The 14,114-nt window shown below is 74.9% G+C and carries 12 protein-coding genes and 1 pseudogene; 2 read left to right on the top strand and 11 right to left on the bottom strand.

The window, feature by feature from the left end; translation table 11 throughout:
* Positions 1 to 94: 94 nt before the first annotated feature.
* Genes AB2L28_RS13230 through AB2L28_RS13240 form a run of 3 tightly spaced genes read right to left on the bottom strand, consistent with a single transcriptional unit; the run spans position 95 to position 2,899 of the window.
* Positions 95 to 874, bottom strand: a complete 780-nt coding sequence (locus tag AB2L28_RS13230) for an ABC transporter ATP-binding protein (protein WP_370719427.1) — start codon at positions 872 to 874, stop codon at positions 95 to 97.
* Positions 871 to 1,824, bottom strand: coding sequence for an ABC transporter substrate-binding protein (locus tag AB2L28_RS13235; RefSeq protein WP_370719428.1), 954 nt, complete (start codon positions 1,822 to 1,824; stop codon positions 871 to 873). Before AB2L28_RS13235 ends, AB2L28_RS13230 begins: the two co-directional genes overlap by 4 nt.
* A 10-nt stretch (positions 1,825 to 1,834) precedes the next feature.
* The gene (locus tag AB2L28_RS13240) at positions 1,835 to 2,899 is read right to left on the bottom strand and encodes a FecCD family ABC transporter permease (protein WP_370719429.1); all 1,065 of its coding nucleotides are present in this window, start codon (positions 2,897 to 2,899) and stop codon (positions 1,835 to 1,837) included.
* Positions 2,900 to 2,986: 87 nt separating this feature from the next.
* Here AB2L28_RS13240 and AB2L28_RS13245 point away from each other — a divergent pair, with 87 nt between their 5' ends.
* Positions 2,987 to 3,754, top strand: coding sequence for an alpha/beta hydrolase family protein (locus AB2L28_RS13245; protein WP_370719430.1), 768 nt, complete (start codon positions 2,987 to 2,989; stop codon positions 3,752 to 3,754).
* 718 nt (positions 3,755 to 4,472) lie between these two features.
* Here the strand turns inward: AB2L28_RS13245 and AB2L28_RS13250 are convergent.
* Positions 4,473 to 5,175, bottom strand: a pseudogene (locus tag AB2L28_RS13250) (dihydroxy-acid dehydratase domain-containing protein); the annotation flags it as partial.
* Positions 5,176 to 5,181: 6 nt separating this feature from the next.
* Here AB2L28_RS13250 and AB2L28_RS13255 point away from each other — a divergent pair.
* Positions 5,182 to 6,195 carry a site-specific integrase gene (locus tag AB2L28_RS13255; RefSeq protein WP_370719431.1) on the top strand — a complete coding sequence of 338 codons (1,014 nt, stop codon included), beginning with the start codon at positions 5,182 to 5,184 and terminating at the stop codon, positions 6,193 to 6,195.
* A gap of 62 nt (positions 6,196 to 6,257) precedes the next feature.
* Here the strand turns inward: AB2L28_RS13255 and AB2L28_RS13260 are convergent, their stop codons facing one another.
* The 7 genes from AB2L28_RS13260 to AB2L28_RS13290 form a co-directional block, all read right to left on the bottom strand.
* A complete protein-coding gene (locus tag AB2L28_RS13260; RefSeq protein WP_370719458.1) occupies positions 6,258 to 7,499 on the bottom strand; it encodes a Dyp-type peroxidase in 1,242 nt (413 codons plus the stop codon).
* A gap of 98 nt (positions 7,500 to 7,597) precedes the next feature.
* Positions 7,598 to 8,356, bottom strand: coding sequence for a copper chaperone PCu(A)C (locus AB2L28_RS13265; protein WP_370719432.1), 759 nt, complete (start codon positions 8,354 to 8,356; stop codon positions 7,598 to 7,600).
* Positions 8,357 to 8,448: 92 nt separating this feature from the next.
* Positions 8,449 to 9,093, bottom strand: coding sequence for a copper resistance CopC family protein (locus tag AB2L28_RS13270; protein WP_370719433.1), 645 nt, complete (start codon positions 9,091 to 9,093; stop codon positions 8,449 to 8,451).
* Positions 9,090 to 10,670 (bottom strand): PepSY-associated TM helix domain-containing protein, encoded by a 1,581-nt coding sequence (locus AB2L28_RS13275; RefSeq protein WP_370719434.1) that lies wholly within the window; start codon positions 10,668 to 10,670, stop codon positions 9,090 to 9,092. Before AB2L28_RS13275 ends, AB2L28_RS13270 begins: the two co-directional genes overlap by 4 nt.
* Positions 10,671 to 11,133: 463 nt before the next feature.
* Positions 11,134 to 11,820 carry a hypothetical protein gene (locus AB2L28_RS13280; protein WP_370719435.1) on the bottom strand — a complete coding sequence of 229 codons (687 nt, stop codon included), beginning with the start codon at positions 11,818 to 11,820 and terminating at the stop codon, positions 11,134 to 11,136.
* A gap of 195 nt (positions 11,821 to 12,015) precedes the next feature.
* Complete coding sequence (locus tag AB2L28_RS13285) at positions 12,016 to 13,077, bottom strand: ThiF family adenylyltransferase (RefSeq protein WP_370719436.1); 1,062 nt, start codon at positions 13,075 to 13,077, stop codon at positions 12,016 to 12,018.
* Positions 13,074 to 13,901 (bottom strand): hypothetical protein, encoded by an 828-nt coding sequence (locus tag AB2L28_RS13290; protein WP_370719437.1) that lies wholly within the window; start codon positions 13,899 to 13,901, stop codon positions 13,074 to 13,076. Before AB2L28_RS13290 ends, AB2L28_RS13285 begins: the two co-directional genes overlap by 4 nt.
* Positions 13,902 to 14,114 lie beyond the last annotated feature (213 nt).

Raw genomic sequence — 14,114 nt, forward strand, 5'->3', positions numbered from 1 at the left:
GCGGGTTCCCGGCGGGAGCGTGCCCGCGACGTGGAACGGGCGACGGCCCCGCCGGTCCGGCCCTCCTGCACCCCTCACCTGCGGGTGAGCCCTGTCAGCCCCTCGGGGGACGCGGCCGGAACGCCAGGTGCAGCTCACCGTGGTGGTCGAGGCGACGGACGTCGACCTCGAAGACCGGTTCGAGCAGCGCGGGCACCAGCACCTCCGCGGGGTCACCGGCGGCACGCACCACCCCGTCGTGCAGCAGGACGACCTCGTCGCAGTAGGCCGCTGCGAGGGACAGGTCGTGGAGCACGACGACCACGGTCGTGCCGAGCGAGCGGACGAGGCTCAGGACCTCGTGCTGGTAGCGGACGTCCAGGTGGTTCGTCGGCTCGTCGAGGAGCAGGTGTTGCGCCGACTGGGCCAGCGCCCGGGCGATGAGGATCCGCTGACGTTCCCCGCCGGACACCTCGACGAGCCGGCGGCCGGCCAGGGGCAGCCCACCCACCCGGCGCAGGGCGGCCTCGGCGACGCGCACGTCCTGCGCCGTCGTCCCCCCGAACCGCCCTCGGTGCGGGGTGCGGCCCAGCAGCACCGACTCGGCCACCGTCAGGGGCAGGTCCGTCCCGGACCCGTGGTCGGTCTCCTGCACGACGACGGCGACCCGCCGGGCGAGCTCGTGCGCCGAGAGCCCGGCGACGTCCTGACCGTCCACCTCGACCGTTCCGCGCCGTGGGCGCAGCGCACCGTGCAGCAGGCGCAGGAGCGTGGTCTTGCCGCTGCCGTTGGGCCCCAGCAGCCCCAGGACCCGGCCGTCGGCGGCGTCGACGTCGACCCCGCGCAGCACGGCGTGCCGACCGTGCGCGAACTCCAGGCCGCGGGCGCGGATCACTGCGCGAAGCGGTCGACGATGCGCTGCAGACCGTCCAGCGCGAGCGGGGTGGGGGGTTCGGTGAAGTTGAACAGCAGCGGCAGGACGTCCCCCTCCTGAACGGCGGTCAACGCACCGGCACCGGGGGCGGAGGTGACCGCGTCGACGACGGCCGCCGGGTCCCCGCCGGAGTGCAGCAGGACCAGGACGTCGGGGTTGCGCGCGAGCAGCTCCTCGCGGGTGACCTCGAAGACGCGGTCGGGCACGTCGGCGAAGACGTTGGCCAGACCCGCCGCCTCGAGCTGCGGGTGGGCCGTGCTCGCGGTGCCGTAGGCGTACGTGACGCCTCCGCCGACCGTCGGGTAGAGGACGGCGGCGGTGCGCCCCGACGGCTCCCGGCGCAACCGCTCGAACCGCTCGGTCAGTTCCCGGGCGGCCACCGCAGCCTCGGCCTCGCGGTCGACCACGCGGCCGTAGAACTCCATCTGCTCGGCCACGTCGTCGAAGCGCACCTCCGACCCAGCGGCCCCGCACAGGGCCGGTTCCTCCAGCACCGGGACGCCCGAGGCGGCCAGCGTCGCCCGGTCGAGGTTGTCGGCCGTGCCCAGGACGAGGTCGGGCCGCTGGGCCAGGACGACCTCGCGGGAGATCTGCAGGTGCCCGCTGCTGTCGAGGCGGTCGCTGAGGACGGGGATCCCCGCCAGTGCGGTCCGGGTCGCCTCGTCGTAGTACTCCTGCGGGTACTGCCCGGCCCTGGCCACGACCCGGTCCAGGGCACCCAGCCGCTGCAGGAAGGGCACGGATGCGCTGTGCAGCAGCACGATCCGCTCCGGGGTGCGGTCGAAGGAGACCTGCGCGCCGCAGTTGGTGACGGTGAACCCCGTGACAGCCGGGGCGCCGGCGCCCCCGCACGCGGTGGCGCACGTCGAGGCCAGGGCGACGGTGGCGATCAGGGGCAGCAGGCGACGCACGGGGACTCCCTCAAGGACGAGTGGTCGAGTTCTGGTGGCGGACGAGGTGGAGCAGGAACGGCGCACCCACCAGCGCGGTGACGATGCCCACCGGGAGTTCCTGCGGTGCCATGAGCGTGCGGGAGACCAGGTCGGCCCACAGGAGCAGGCAGGCACCGAGCAGTGCCCCCACCGGCACGACCCACCGGTGGGAGGCGCCGACGAGCCGGCGGGCCAGGTGCGGCACGACGAGGCCGACGAACCCGATGCTGCCCCCGGCGGCGACGAGCACCCCGACCGTCAGCGACACCACCACGAGCAGCCGGGCACGCGTGCCCACCGGGGAGACGCCCAGGGCCTGGGCCGTGGCGTCGCCGTGGGCCAGCACGTCCAGGGCCGGGGCCCAGGCCCGCAGGAGGCCCACGGCACCGGCGACGACCACGATGACGACGACCAGCGCCGGACCCCAGCCGGCCAGGGCCAGCGACCCCAGCAGCCAGAACAGCACCGACCGCGCCCCCTCGGCGGAGTCGGAGGCGAAGACGAGGAAGCTCGTCGCGGCGGACAGGGCGTAGCCCACGGCGACCCCGGCCAGCAGCAGGCGCACCGAGGTCAGGGCCCCGCCCGAGCGGGCGACGGCGAACACGAGGGCCGTGGCCGCCAGGGCCCCGAGGAACGCGCTGACCGTCACCGCGTGCGGACCGAGCCCCGCGGCCACCCCGAACAGGATCGCGGCGGCCGCCCCGCAGGAGGCCCCGGAGTTGACCCCCAGGACGTACGGGTCGGCCAGCACGTTGCGCACGACGGCCTGCAGGGCCGTGCCGCAGACCGCGAGCCCCGCGCCCAGGGCCAGGCCGAGCAGGACGCGCGGCACCCGCACGGACCAGACGACGGCCTCGTGCTCGGGCGACCACGCCCCGGGCGCCCCGGCACCGACGCGGTGCCGCACGATCCCCAGGACGTCGGCCGGGGGCACGACCACGGCCCCCACCGCCGTCGCCACCAGGGCCGACACGACCGTGAACGCGACCAGGACGGCGAGCACCGACCCGTTCCGGCGGGTGCGCGACCGCACACCCAGCACGTCGGTCGTCACGTCGCTCCCCTCCTTGTTGCAAGCTGTTCGCAACAGCCAGGGAGCTTAGACGTCCGCCTGCGCACCGGGCCCACTAGGGTCTGCGGCATGGCTGACGAGGTGTCGTTCCGCAGCTCGACCGGGCACCGGCTGGCCGGCCTCCTCGACGTCCCCACCGGACCCGTCCGCGGGTGGGGGATCTTCGCCCACGGGTTCACGCTCGGCAAGGACTCCCCGGCCGCCGCACGGATCTGCAAGGGCCTCGCCGAGGAGGGCATCGGGATGCTCCGCTTCGACAACCTCGGCCTGGGCGGTTCCGAGGGCGACTGGGGCGACGGGTCGTTCACGCACAAGGTCGACGACACCGTCCTGGCGGCCGCGTTCATGGCCGGACGAGGAACCCCCGTGGCGCTGCTCGTGGGCCACTCCTTCGGCGGCGCAGCGGTCCTCGCGGCCGCCGGCCGGGTCCCCGACCTCCAGGCCGTCGTGAGCGTCGGCGCCCCCAGCGAACCCCGGCACGTCGAGCACAACTACGACGCCCTCGTCGACCGCGTCCTGGCCGACGGCCACGCCGAGTGGCTCGTCGGCGGCCGCGCGCTCACCCTCAAACGCGCCTTCGTCGAGGACGTCCGCGCCGCCGACCTCAAGCAGCACGTCCACCGGCTCACGGTGCCGCTGCTCGTCATGCACTCCCCCACCGACTCCACCGTCAGCGTCGAGAACGCCAGCGCCATCTTCAAGGCGGCCCCGCACCCGCGCAGCTTCGTCTCCCTCGAGGGGTCCGACCACCTCCTCACCGCGCGGGGTCAGGCCCGCCGGGCGGCCCGCATCATCAGCGCCTGGGCCGACCAGTACCTCACGGCCCTGGAGGCCTGAGCCCGAAGCGGACGCCGACGTCGTCCACGAGGACGTCGAGGGAACGGCCACCGTCGACGGTCAGCACCGCCGTCGGTGCGAGCTGCGCCAGCTGCCGCGCGAGGACCTCGGTGAAGAGCGCGTCACGGGCGAGCAGGTTCTCCAGGGCCCGTGGCGGGTCGCTCGTCCGCCCCGCCACGTCCCCCTCCCCACCCCGCTCACCGAACGCCCGGCGCCGGAACCCCGGCGTCGGCAGCAACCACACCGCCCGCTCCTGCACCCCACCCACGAGCGGGAGCACGAGCCGCGGCAGCAGCCGGAACCCCTCCACCACGACGACCCGGCCGCCCGGGCGGGCCAGCAGGTCCTCCACGACGAGCTCGAAGCCCTCCTCGGCGAACCAGTGGAAGGTCTCCAGCATCTCCACCGGGTCGCGCAGCACCCACCGCTCGTCCATCGACATCGCCAGGAAACGGTGCAGCAGCGGGGCCCGACCCGGGCCGAGCCGCCGCGCGTGGTCGACCATCGCGGCGTCGGTGTCCAGGACGTCGACCCCGAAGCGCCGGACCAGCTCCCGCGCCACCGACGACTTCCCCGCCCCCGAACCGCCGCCGAGCCAGCGCACGTGCCCCAGACGCCCCGCCTCCACCCGCGCACGGTAGCCCTGCCGCACGCAGTACCGCCCGACGGCGGAGTTCCACGGACGACGACCGCACCCCCACCCCGCGCGCTCCTGGCGCGGCGCGCGCCGTCTCACTGCGTCGATGTCGGCGAGCGTGAAGTCCAGACCGGCCTCCTGGGCCGCCGCCAGGACGTGCAGCACGGTGTCGGTGGAACCGTCCATCGCGACGTCGTGGGCCATCGCGTTCGAGAACGCGAGCTCGACGACCAGCGATCCCCCACGCGGGAACGGGTCCCGCCGCGCGACGCGCGTCGCCGGCGTGGACCCGTTCCCCGGCAGCGAGTGGCCGAGGGCCTCGGTGAGGCGGTTCACCGCGTTCGCGGTGAACATCCCCGAACGGGAACCGCACGTCGGGCAGGCCGACCGCTCCACCGCGTCGAGCCCGGTCTCGTTCACCTGCTCAGACGTCGGCGATGAGTTCCCGGCGCGGCGGGGAGCAGAGCATCCCCGGGTGGCCCGGGGCGACCCCGTCGTCGACGGCGACGGTGTTGAACTCCTTCGACACCCCGCCGGTCTCCGCGATCGCACCGGCCACGAGGTCACCCACGTCTTCGAGGTGGACGTGCCCCGGGGTGAACTGCCTGCAGGAGTCGGCGGCCGCGACGATCGGCTTCCCGAAGTCGCCGTCGGTCACGCTGGTGCACTCGGGTCGGGATCTGGTGCGGAACGAAGTCCAGGGTCGTCGTTTTGGCTGGGGCTGGCTGTCACCGTAAATTGCATTACATTGGCTCTGGTAACTGATGTTCCATTGTCTTACCATGGTGGTGTGAGCGCGAAGCCGGTAGCCGAGGTGCCCGACGAACTGGTGGCCGCGCTGCTGCCGCCCCTGCCGCCTCCCCCCGTGCTGGACGTCGAGACCCTCCTGGTGTGGTTCGCGTCCCTGGACCCGGTCCGGCTGGGCTTGCGCGCCCCGGCGACGTGGCGGGCGTACGCCGTCGACGTCACGCACTTCGGGGAGTGGTGCAGTGCGCAGGGGCTGGACCCCCTGCCCGCGGCACCCGAGACCGTCGCCGACTACCTCACGGCTCACGTCGAGTCGCTGTCGATCGCCACGTTGCAGCGCCGGCTGGCCGCGGTGTCGGTCGCGCACGGCCTCATCGGGGTCCCCTCCCCCACCGACACCGAGCACGTCAGCCTCGTCTGGCGCGGACTGCGCCGCCTGCACGCGCCGGGGCGACGTCGGCACCGCGTGGACGCGTTGGAGACGCGCGGGCTCGTCGACCTCGTCGCGCCGCTGGAGGACACGGTGATGGACCACCGGGACCGGGCGCTGCTCGTGCTGGGTTTCGCCGGGGCGCTGCGACGTTCCGAGCTCAGCGCCCTCGACGTCACCGACGTCGTGCCTGAACCCGAACGCCTCCTCGTCACCGTCCGCGCCATCGGCTCCCGCGACGAACGCGTCGTGGAGCTGCCCCGGGGGCAACGGGCGGAGACGTGCCCGGTGCGGTCGTGGCGCAAGTGGACGGAGGTCGCCCGGCTCACCGAGGGCCCCGCTTTCCGCCGCATGACCAAGGGCGGCCACTCCCTGCGCCCCGAACGGCTCGGCGACCGGGGGGTCGCCGAGGTCGTCAAGCGCCGCACGCTCGACGCCGGGCTCGACCCGAGCCTGTTCTCCGGGCACAGCCTGCGCGCCGGGTTCGTCACGGCGGCCACCCGGGCCGGGGTGCCGGGGGTCTCCATCGCCCGGCAGACCGGCCACCGGTCAGCAGCCGCGCTCGCCGCCTGCGTCCGCGAGGACAGGCCCTTCCCCGGGAACCCGGCCGCCCACGTGGGTCTGTGATCGGGTCCGGTGGACGCGGTCCTGACCCCACCGCGGGCGGCGGGGAGCCAGGACCGCGGGCATCACCCGAACAGGGCTTGGCCGAGGTACTCCCCTCGACGGCAGCCCCCCGGGACCGCGAAGACCGCCGACCCGATCGGGGTCGTCCACCGGTTCAACAGGTCCAGCTCGTCCAACCGCTGCTGGACGGGGACGAACTGGTGCGCCGGGTCGGCCTGGAAGGCGATGAACACCAGTCCTGAGTCGCTGAGCCGCCCCGGCGGGGGTGGGACGTCGTAGTTGTACGCCCGCCGCAAGAACGCCTGGGTGGCGTCGTCGGTGCGGGCGCGGCGGATGTGGGCGAAGGTGTCGATGACCGGCAGCCCCAGCTCGTCCTCCGCCTCCAGGTCCGGCTCGTCGTGCTCCCGGACCCCGGTCAGCGGGGCACCGTCGTACAGGCGGCGCCCGACCGCGGCTTCGCGGCCGGCACGGTCCAGTTCGTCCCAGGTGTCGAGGTCGATCGCGATGCGGCGCACGACCATGGACGTTCCCCCGGCCAGCCAGCGGGCCCCGTCGGCTGCCTCGGCCTCGCCGGCGCCGCCGGTGGTGGGGCCGATCCAGACCAGGGCCCGCCCAGCCGGGGTGGTGTGGTCGACGTTGCGGGTGCCGTCGACCTGGCCCATGAGGTTGCGCATCGTCGTCCCGGTCGGGGTGGACCCGACGCTGCGGCGAAAACCGTGCTGGACCCACCGCACGGTGGTGAAGGTCCGCGCCTCCTTGGTCAGCAACCGCACCGCGTGGGCGACGCTGACCTGGTCCTCGGCGCACACCTGCAGCACCAGGTCGCCCTCGGACCAGGACGCCTGCAGCCTGTCGATGCCGAACGGCGGCAGCGGTCCCAGCCACGACGGGCGCGCCGCCTCCAACCCCGCGGCGGTGAACACCGCGGGCCCGTAGCCGACCGTCACGGTGAGGTGCGCCGGGACGGTGGCCAGCTCCGGTTCGGTGTCGGCCAACCCGGCCAGACCAGAGGTCAGCCGGGCGATGTCGTCGGTCCAGACCCGCATGAGCCGGATCAACCCGTCGCGGTCGACGCCGGGGAGCAGGTCGAAGGCGACCAGGGTGGCGAACGCCTGCGGTGCGGTGGTGATCCCGGCCTGGTGCTCCCCGTGGAAGGGGACCTGGGAGCGACCGACCTCGTCCTGCTCACCGCTCGCGCCGCTGGTGCCCGCCGCGCCCGTCCCGCCGTCGCGGGCGGACGCCGCGCGGGCGCCCAGGGCCCCTGCACCGACCCCACCCAGAGCGGCGGCGCCGGAGGCGAACAGGGTCCGGCGGCCGAGGCCGTGGCTCCGTTTCGACTCCCCGCCGACGTTGTCGCGGTCGCGGCCCGCGGTGTGCCCGGGTGCGCTGTCCTCGGGCGTGGTCACGGCGTCGCCGTCGCCGTCGTCGGGGCGCCGGAGTGCTCCATCCCCTCCGTGCCGTGCCCTCCCTCCACCGTCCCCGTCCCATCGGCCTCGCCGTCCCCGTCGCCGTCGTAGGACTCGTTGGCGCCGGAGTAGGAGCGGGCCGGGGCGGTGAGGTCGACGGTGGAACCGTCCTCGGCGGTCAGGGTGATGGTGACGTCCTGGCCGGGCAGGACGGGGGCGGTCACCGACATGAGCATCAGGTGGTCCCCACCGGGGGACAGCTCGTGGGTGCCGCCGGCGGGGACGACGAACCCACCCTCCTTCGGGCGCATGACCATCGCGCCGGAGGCGTCGGTGGCCATCTCGTGCAGCTCCGTGCTGGTCGAGGACGCTGTGGTGGCCGAGACGATGTGCACGTCCTCGGCGCCGGTGTTGCTCAAGGTGGCGAACGCAGCCGTCATGCCGGTGTCGGCGGCTTTCACCCACGGGTCGGTGATGGTCACCGCCGACGCCTCCCCACCCCCGGTGCTGCCGGCCGAGGGTGCGGTGGAGGTGGTGGCGGCGGGTGCGGCCACGCCGTCGGTGCTCCTCGCTCCGCCGGAGCACGCGGCGAGCCCGACGACGGCCAGCAGCGGAGCAGCGGCCAACGCCAGCCGGCGGCGGGACTGCCCGGCGCCGCGCCCCGACCGGCCCGCACGAGCGGGTAGCGCGACGGTGGCGGGGACGGCCGTGGGGGTGGTGCCCTGCGAGGTGGTGGCCTGCGAGGTGGTGGTCATGGTCGAACTCCTGAACGTCGTCACGGGGTTGGGCTGAGGTGCGGGGGTGTCGTGGGTGTCGCAGGCGTCGTGGGGCCCGCTGGTGGGTCGGCTCACCGTTGCGGGCCCTTCGCACGGCGTCGTCGGTGCAGGGCGAGCGGCACCAGGCCGACCAGGACCAGGACCAGGACGACCGCCGCGACCGGGGCACCGGGGAACCCGCCGCTGCTGGTGGCGTCGGCGGGTGCGGGTGCGGCCCTGGTGCCCTGCGAAGCCGGCGCCGGGGTCGGTGCCGGTGCGGCCGTCGCGCCGGGCGCGGCGGGTGTGGAGGGTGCGCCGGCGACGGTGAAGCCGAAAGCGCCCTGAACGGGGTGCCCGTCGCCGGAGACGACCCGCCACACGACCTGGTAGTCCCCGCCGCCGAGCCCGTCGGGCCACGCCACGGTGAGGGTGTCGCCGTCGACGACGGGGTCGGCGGTGGGGATGTCGTTGCCGGCGCCGTCGCGCAGGACCGCCAACGGGGCGATGGGCAGGATCTGCGAACTGTACGTCATCTCCAACTGGGCCGGGACCTGCTCCAGTGAGGCCCCGTCAGCGGGGTTGGTCGAGCGCAGCTGGTCGTGGGCGGTGGCGGGCACGGCGGTGGCCAGGGCCCACACCAGGCAGCTCAGCACCCCCGCCGCGACCGCGACCGCGGTCCGCGGAGCCGGGGTCGGGGTCGGTGTCGGGGTTGGGCTCGAGGTCGAGGTCGAGGTCACGAGGTCCTCCCGGCCGTCGGGGTGGGGACGGCCGGGGACAGGTCGTCGCGGCGACGGGGCCGTCCGCGCCGGAGCCGGCCGAGGACGACGTCCACGACGAGGAAGGCCAGCAGTGAGACCCCCAGCAGCGGCAACGCCACGCCGACCGCGACGGTGATGACCACGACGAGGGCCAGGACCGGTCTGGGCAGGTGCCGCCAGGCGCCGGGGTGGACCGCCGGACCGACCGACGAGCGCCGGGCGGGGTCGGGGCGGCGCTGCCACCACATGCGGTAGCCCCACACGACCACCGCGCTCAGCCCCAGTCCCAGGACGAGCAGGGCCAGCTGGTTGCCCAGGCCGAAGGAGCCCATGTGCAGGTCGATGCCCCAGCGGGCCAGCTTGGCCGCGAACGGGTAGTCGGAGAAGCGGACGACGTCGAGGACCTGCCCGCTGAGCGTTCCCGTGCTCGTGGCGGTGAGGGTGATGGCGGCGGAGTCGACCTGGGTGTGCAGACCGCGGTCGACCTCGTCGACCTTCCACGCCGCCCCCGCCTCAGCCGGGGCCTTGACCTCGATCTTGCCGGCGCTCAGACCCGCCTGGCGGGCGGTGTCCAGCACCTGCTCGAACGCGGCCGGCGTCACCGCAGCGGCGGGGTCCGCGGCAGCGGAGGGGGCGCCGGGCTCAGCGCTGGGCGCGGTGTGCCCCTCACGACCTGCGTGCCCCTCGTGACCGCTCGTGGCACCACTGGCGGCACCACTGGCGGCACCACTGCCGGCACCGGGCACGGTGGTGTCCACCGTCGGGGTGTCCCACGACAGCGCGCTGCGCAGCTCGGTCACCCGGGCCCCGGCGTAGGTCGACCACGTCAGCCCCGTCGCGGACAGGGCCAGCAATCCCACCGCGGTCCAGGTACCGACCACCGCGTGCAGGGTCCGGGTCCGGCCCCGTCCACCCCGACCGCGACGACCGGGGCCCTGGTTCGGGCCGACGTCGGGACCCCGAGGGGCCAGCACCCGCCCCAGAACCCCACGACCACGGGGGGAAGGAGCCCCGGTGCCGGTGGTCTCGGTGGTGCTGGCGGCGGCGCGGCGAGCCCCGACCTGGCGGGCGACCCACAGGCTCAGGCCCGACAGCGCCAGCACCCACAGCCAGGAGGCGGCCAGCTCGCTGTACAGGCGGCCGGGTTCCCCCAGGTGCAGGTTGCGGTGCAGTTGATCCACCCAGGTCCGCAGCGGGAGGACCCCGCTGGTGCCGTAGACGGTCAGCTCGCCCCGCAGCTGCCCGGTGCCGGGGTCGACGAAGACGGCGGTGCGTTCGGACTCACCCAGGGTCGGGTCGGAGAACAGGACGCGGGTGGTGTCCGAGGCGGTGGGCGCGGGCCGGACCGCCACCGGTTCGGCCCCGCCGCGGGCCTCGACGGCGGCCTGGACCTGCTCGGCCAGCGGCAGTCGGGTCGTCGACGGGGTGACGTGCAACTGGTCGCGGTAGAGCGCTTCCTCGATCTGCGGAGTCGCCGCGTACAGGGTTCCGCTGACGGCGGCGACGAGCAGGAACGGGGCGATGAAGACCCCGGCGTAGAAGTGCAGACGCAGCACCAGCGGACGCGCCCGCGCCCACGTCGAACGGCTCGACGGTGAGGTCGTCGGCGGAGGTGTCGGTGGAGGCGTCGGTGTCGTGGGGGTGGGGGTGATCAGGTCGTCGGCAGGCACGGTGGGTCCTCCAGGGCAGGGGCCCGGGGCGGCGCAGCACGAGATCGCCCCTCTGCCTCGCGGGCCACCGGCCGACGCGACGTGGCGACGGGGCGTGGTGGCCGACGGGGACCGACGGCGACGACCGGCAGGGTGGGAGACCTGCGGGGGGATCGACGTGGAAGGGTGCAGCAGCACCCCGGGTCGGTCCGACGGTCACGCTCGGGAAGGTCAGCCCGGTCGTGGGAGAGGGCGACGGCACGCCGCCCGGTGGGCGGGGTGGTCGTGGTGGGTAGCGGTGACGTCACACGCCCCGGGCGAGGACCGGCGGACCGGTCCCCGGACGGGAGCGATCGGCCTGTGTCGAAGCTCAGGCGTGGAGCAGACCCACCGGTGGACCACGCCGCGACAGGGCCCGCACCAGGACGACCTCGTGCACCGGGCGTCGCTCGAAGGCCGCCCGGGACGCGCGGGGCAGACGTGCTGCGACCACCTGGGACGGAGCGAGCAGGGCCACCACCAACGGGGCCAGCCAGGCCCACAACCGCCACAACGCTCGTTCCCCGCTGGCCAGGACCAGCGCGGTCACGACGGTGGCGACGACGTGGGCGGCGAGCATCGGGGTGAGGGTCCAGGGTCCGACGTCGACCCCGGCAGCACCTGCCGTGTGCATCGAGCCCATCGAGGACACGGCGGTGGCGGAGTCGAGGGCGGAGTCGATGCCCGGGGAGTGCGCGTGGGCCGGTCGCCCCATCGGCATCGCGTTCAGCGTCTGGACGTCCAACGGCCCGGTGCGGGCGGAGTCCAGGCTCATGAACACCTGGTGCAGCAGCAGCTGTCCCCCGGCCAGCAGGGCGAAGACCGTGGCGGTGCTCAACCGCCAGCGAGTCACCAGGTGGACCGTCAGAGCGACGGCGACCACGACGGCACCGGCGAGCATCCCGGAGGGGACGAGGCCGCCACCGACGACGTGCGCGACAGCAGCCAGGACGACGATGACGACCGTCACCACGACGCTGCGCAGCACGCGCAGCACCCCGGTGGTCGGTCGGTTCACGGCGTCAGCCTAGATCAGGGTGCCTCCCCTACGACACCGCGTCGGACTCCCCCGTCGGGAGACTGCGAGGGTGCGACGTCGTCGGGACCAGGGCGTCATGTCACATTGGCTCCGGTAACTGATCTTCCCTTTGTATGGGTGGCAGAGCCACCCGAACGAACGCCGGCCGCGGCGACCCGACGCGTCGAGGCCCCGTCAGACGACCGGTCCCCCCGCCGCGCGCCACGCGGCGAACCCACCCTCGAGGTGCCACACGTCCTCGCGCCCGCCGGCGAGCACGGCGCGCACCGCCTGCGCGGAGCGGGATCCCCGGGCGCAGTGCAGGACGACCGGGCCCGCGGGCAGGGCCGCGGGGTCGGCGAGGAGCTCCCCCAGCGGCAGGGCGAACGACCCCGGGATCGCCCCCTGCGCGCGTTCGTCCGGTTCCCGGACGTCCACCACGACGACACCGGGACGGGCGAGCAGGTCGGCCACCGTCACCGTGGGCAGGTGCTCGGGACCGGTCCGGCGCGGGTCCGGGCGCAGGGGCAGCTCGCGCCACGTCATCGCCAGCGCGTCGTGGACGAGCACGCGTCCGGTGAGGGGCCGACCGGCCCCCGTGAGGAGCTTCACGGCCTCGGTGACCATGACGCTCGCCACCGCGGCGCACACCCCGCCGAGCACCCCGGCCTCACCGCAGCTCGGGACCGTCCCCGGGGGCGGCGGGGTCGGGAAGAGGTCGCGGTAGGTCGCCCCGGCGGGGTCGAAGACGCTGACGTGGCCGTCGAAGCGCAGGACCGCACCCCACACCCAGGGCCGGCCGGCGGCGACGAGGACGTCGTCGACGAGGTACCGGGTCTCGAACGTGTCCGACCCGTCGAGGACCAGGTCGTAGCCCGCCAGCAGCGGCGCCGCGTTGCGGGCGGTCAACCGTTCGGCGTGCCGGACCACCGTGAGCGAGGGGTCCAGCCGCGCGACGGCGTCCGCGGCGCTGTCCACCTTGCGGCGCCCGACGTCGGAGGTCCCGTGCAGGACCTGGCGCTGCAGGTTCGACTCCTCCACGACGTCGTCGTCGACCACGCCGATCGTCCCGACCCCGGCCGCGGCCAGGTACAGCAGCGCCGGTGAGCCCAGCCCGCCGGCCCCGACGACCAGGACGCGGGCGTTGAGCAGCCGGCGCTGCCCCACCTCCCCGATCTCCGGCAGCAGCAGGTGGCGGGAGTAGCGCTCCCGCTGGGCGGGGGTGAGCTCCGGACCGGGTTCGACGAGCGGCCTCACGGGCTCACCCTCTCCCCCACGGCCGCGACGTGCCGCGCCGGGCTGCCCTGCCGCTCCAGGGCGGCGCGCAGACGGTCGGCCCCGCCGGGGGCGGCGAGCGCCGAAGCCGGCGGGGACTGACCGGTGAGCCGTTGCAGCGCACGGGAAGCGGCTTCGAGCACTCCCACGACCTGGGCGGTGTCCAGCCGCTCGAGGGAGCCGGAGGGCCCGTCGAGGGCGAGGCAGCCCGTCACCGACGACCTCGCCCCGGAGTCCTCGACGAGCGGCACCGCGACGACCACGGCGTACTTGCCCCGCACGCGGCGGAACTCCTCCGGGCTCAGCCCCTGCCGATCGCCCGCCGCGTCGAGGGTCGTGACGTCCCGCGCGACGACGGCCCCCGTCGCCACGCACTCCCCGACGACGCCCATGCCGGGTGCCCAGCGGACCCCGGAGGCGACGGGCCGGCGCCGGGCGCGGACCCGGTGGACGCGGGACAGCCGGGGGGCCCGGCCCCAGGGACGGACGAGGCGGTACCCGGCCACGGACAGGTCGCGCGGGTCGAGGCCCGTGGCGTCCACCACGGCCCACAACGCGCCGGAGAGCAGGTCGTCGAAGAGCTCGCGACGGGCCGCGGCACCGCGTCCCCGGAACGTCGCGACCGCCCGCAGGACCGACGGGACGACGGCCAGGACGGCGGTGAGGAGCACGAGGGTCACGACGGCGGACTCCGGTGCCGCCCACACCGACGCCTGGTCCAGAGCCAGGAGCAGGGTCACGACGGCGGCCGCCGCGGCCACCGCGACGTCGAGGACGGGGCCGGTCCAGACCCGGGGCGCTGCCACGGCGCCACCGTAGGCGCAGGCTCGGACGAGGGGTCGGGGACGTCCCCGGCAGGCACCGTCGTCCACAGGTGGACCGTCGCCGGTTTCCCCTGTCGTCGCATCGTCAACTAGCCTCCACGGCGAACTCGATGCCGACGAAGGACTCCCCCACTCCCGTGCGCCGCTCGCTGACGTCCCCCACCCCCCCCCCCACCCCCCCCCCCCCCCCCCCCC

It is taken from the genome of Kineococcus mangrovi, from assembly GCF_041320705.1.
GTDB lineage: Bacteria > Actinomycetota > Actinomycetes > Actinomycetales > Kineococcaceae > Kineococcus > Kineococcus mangrovi.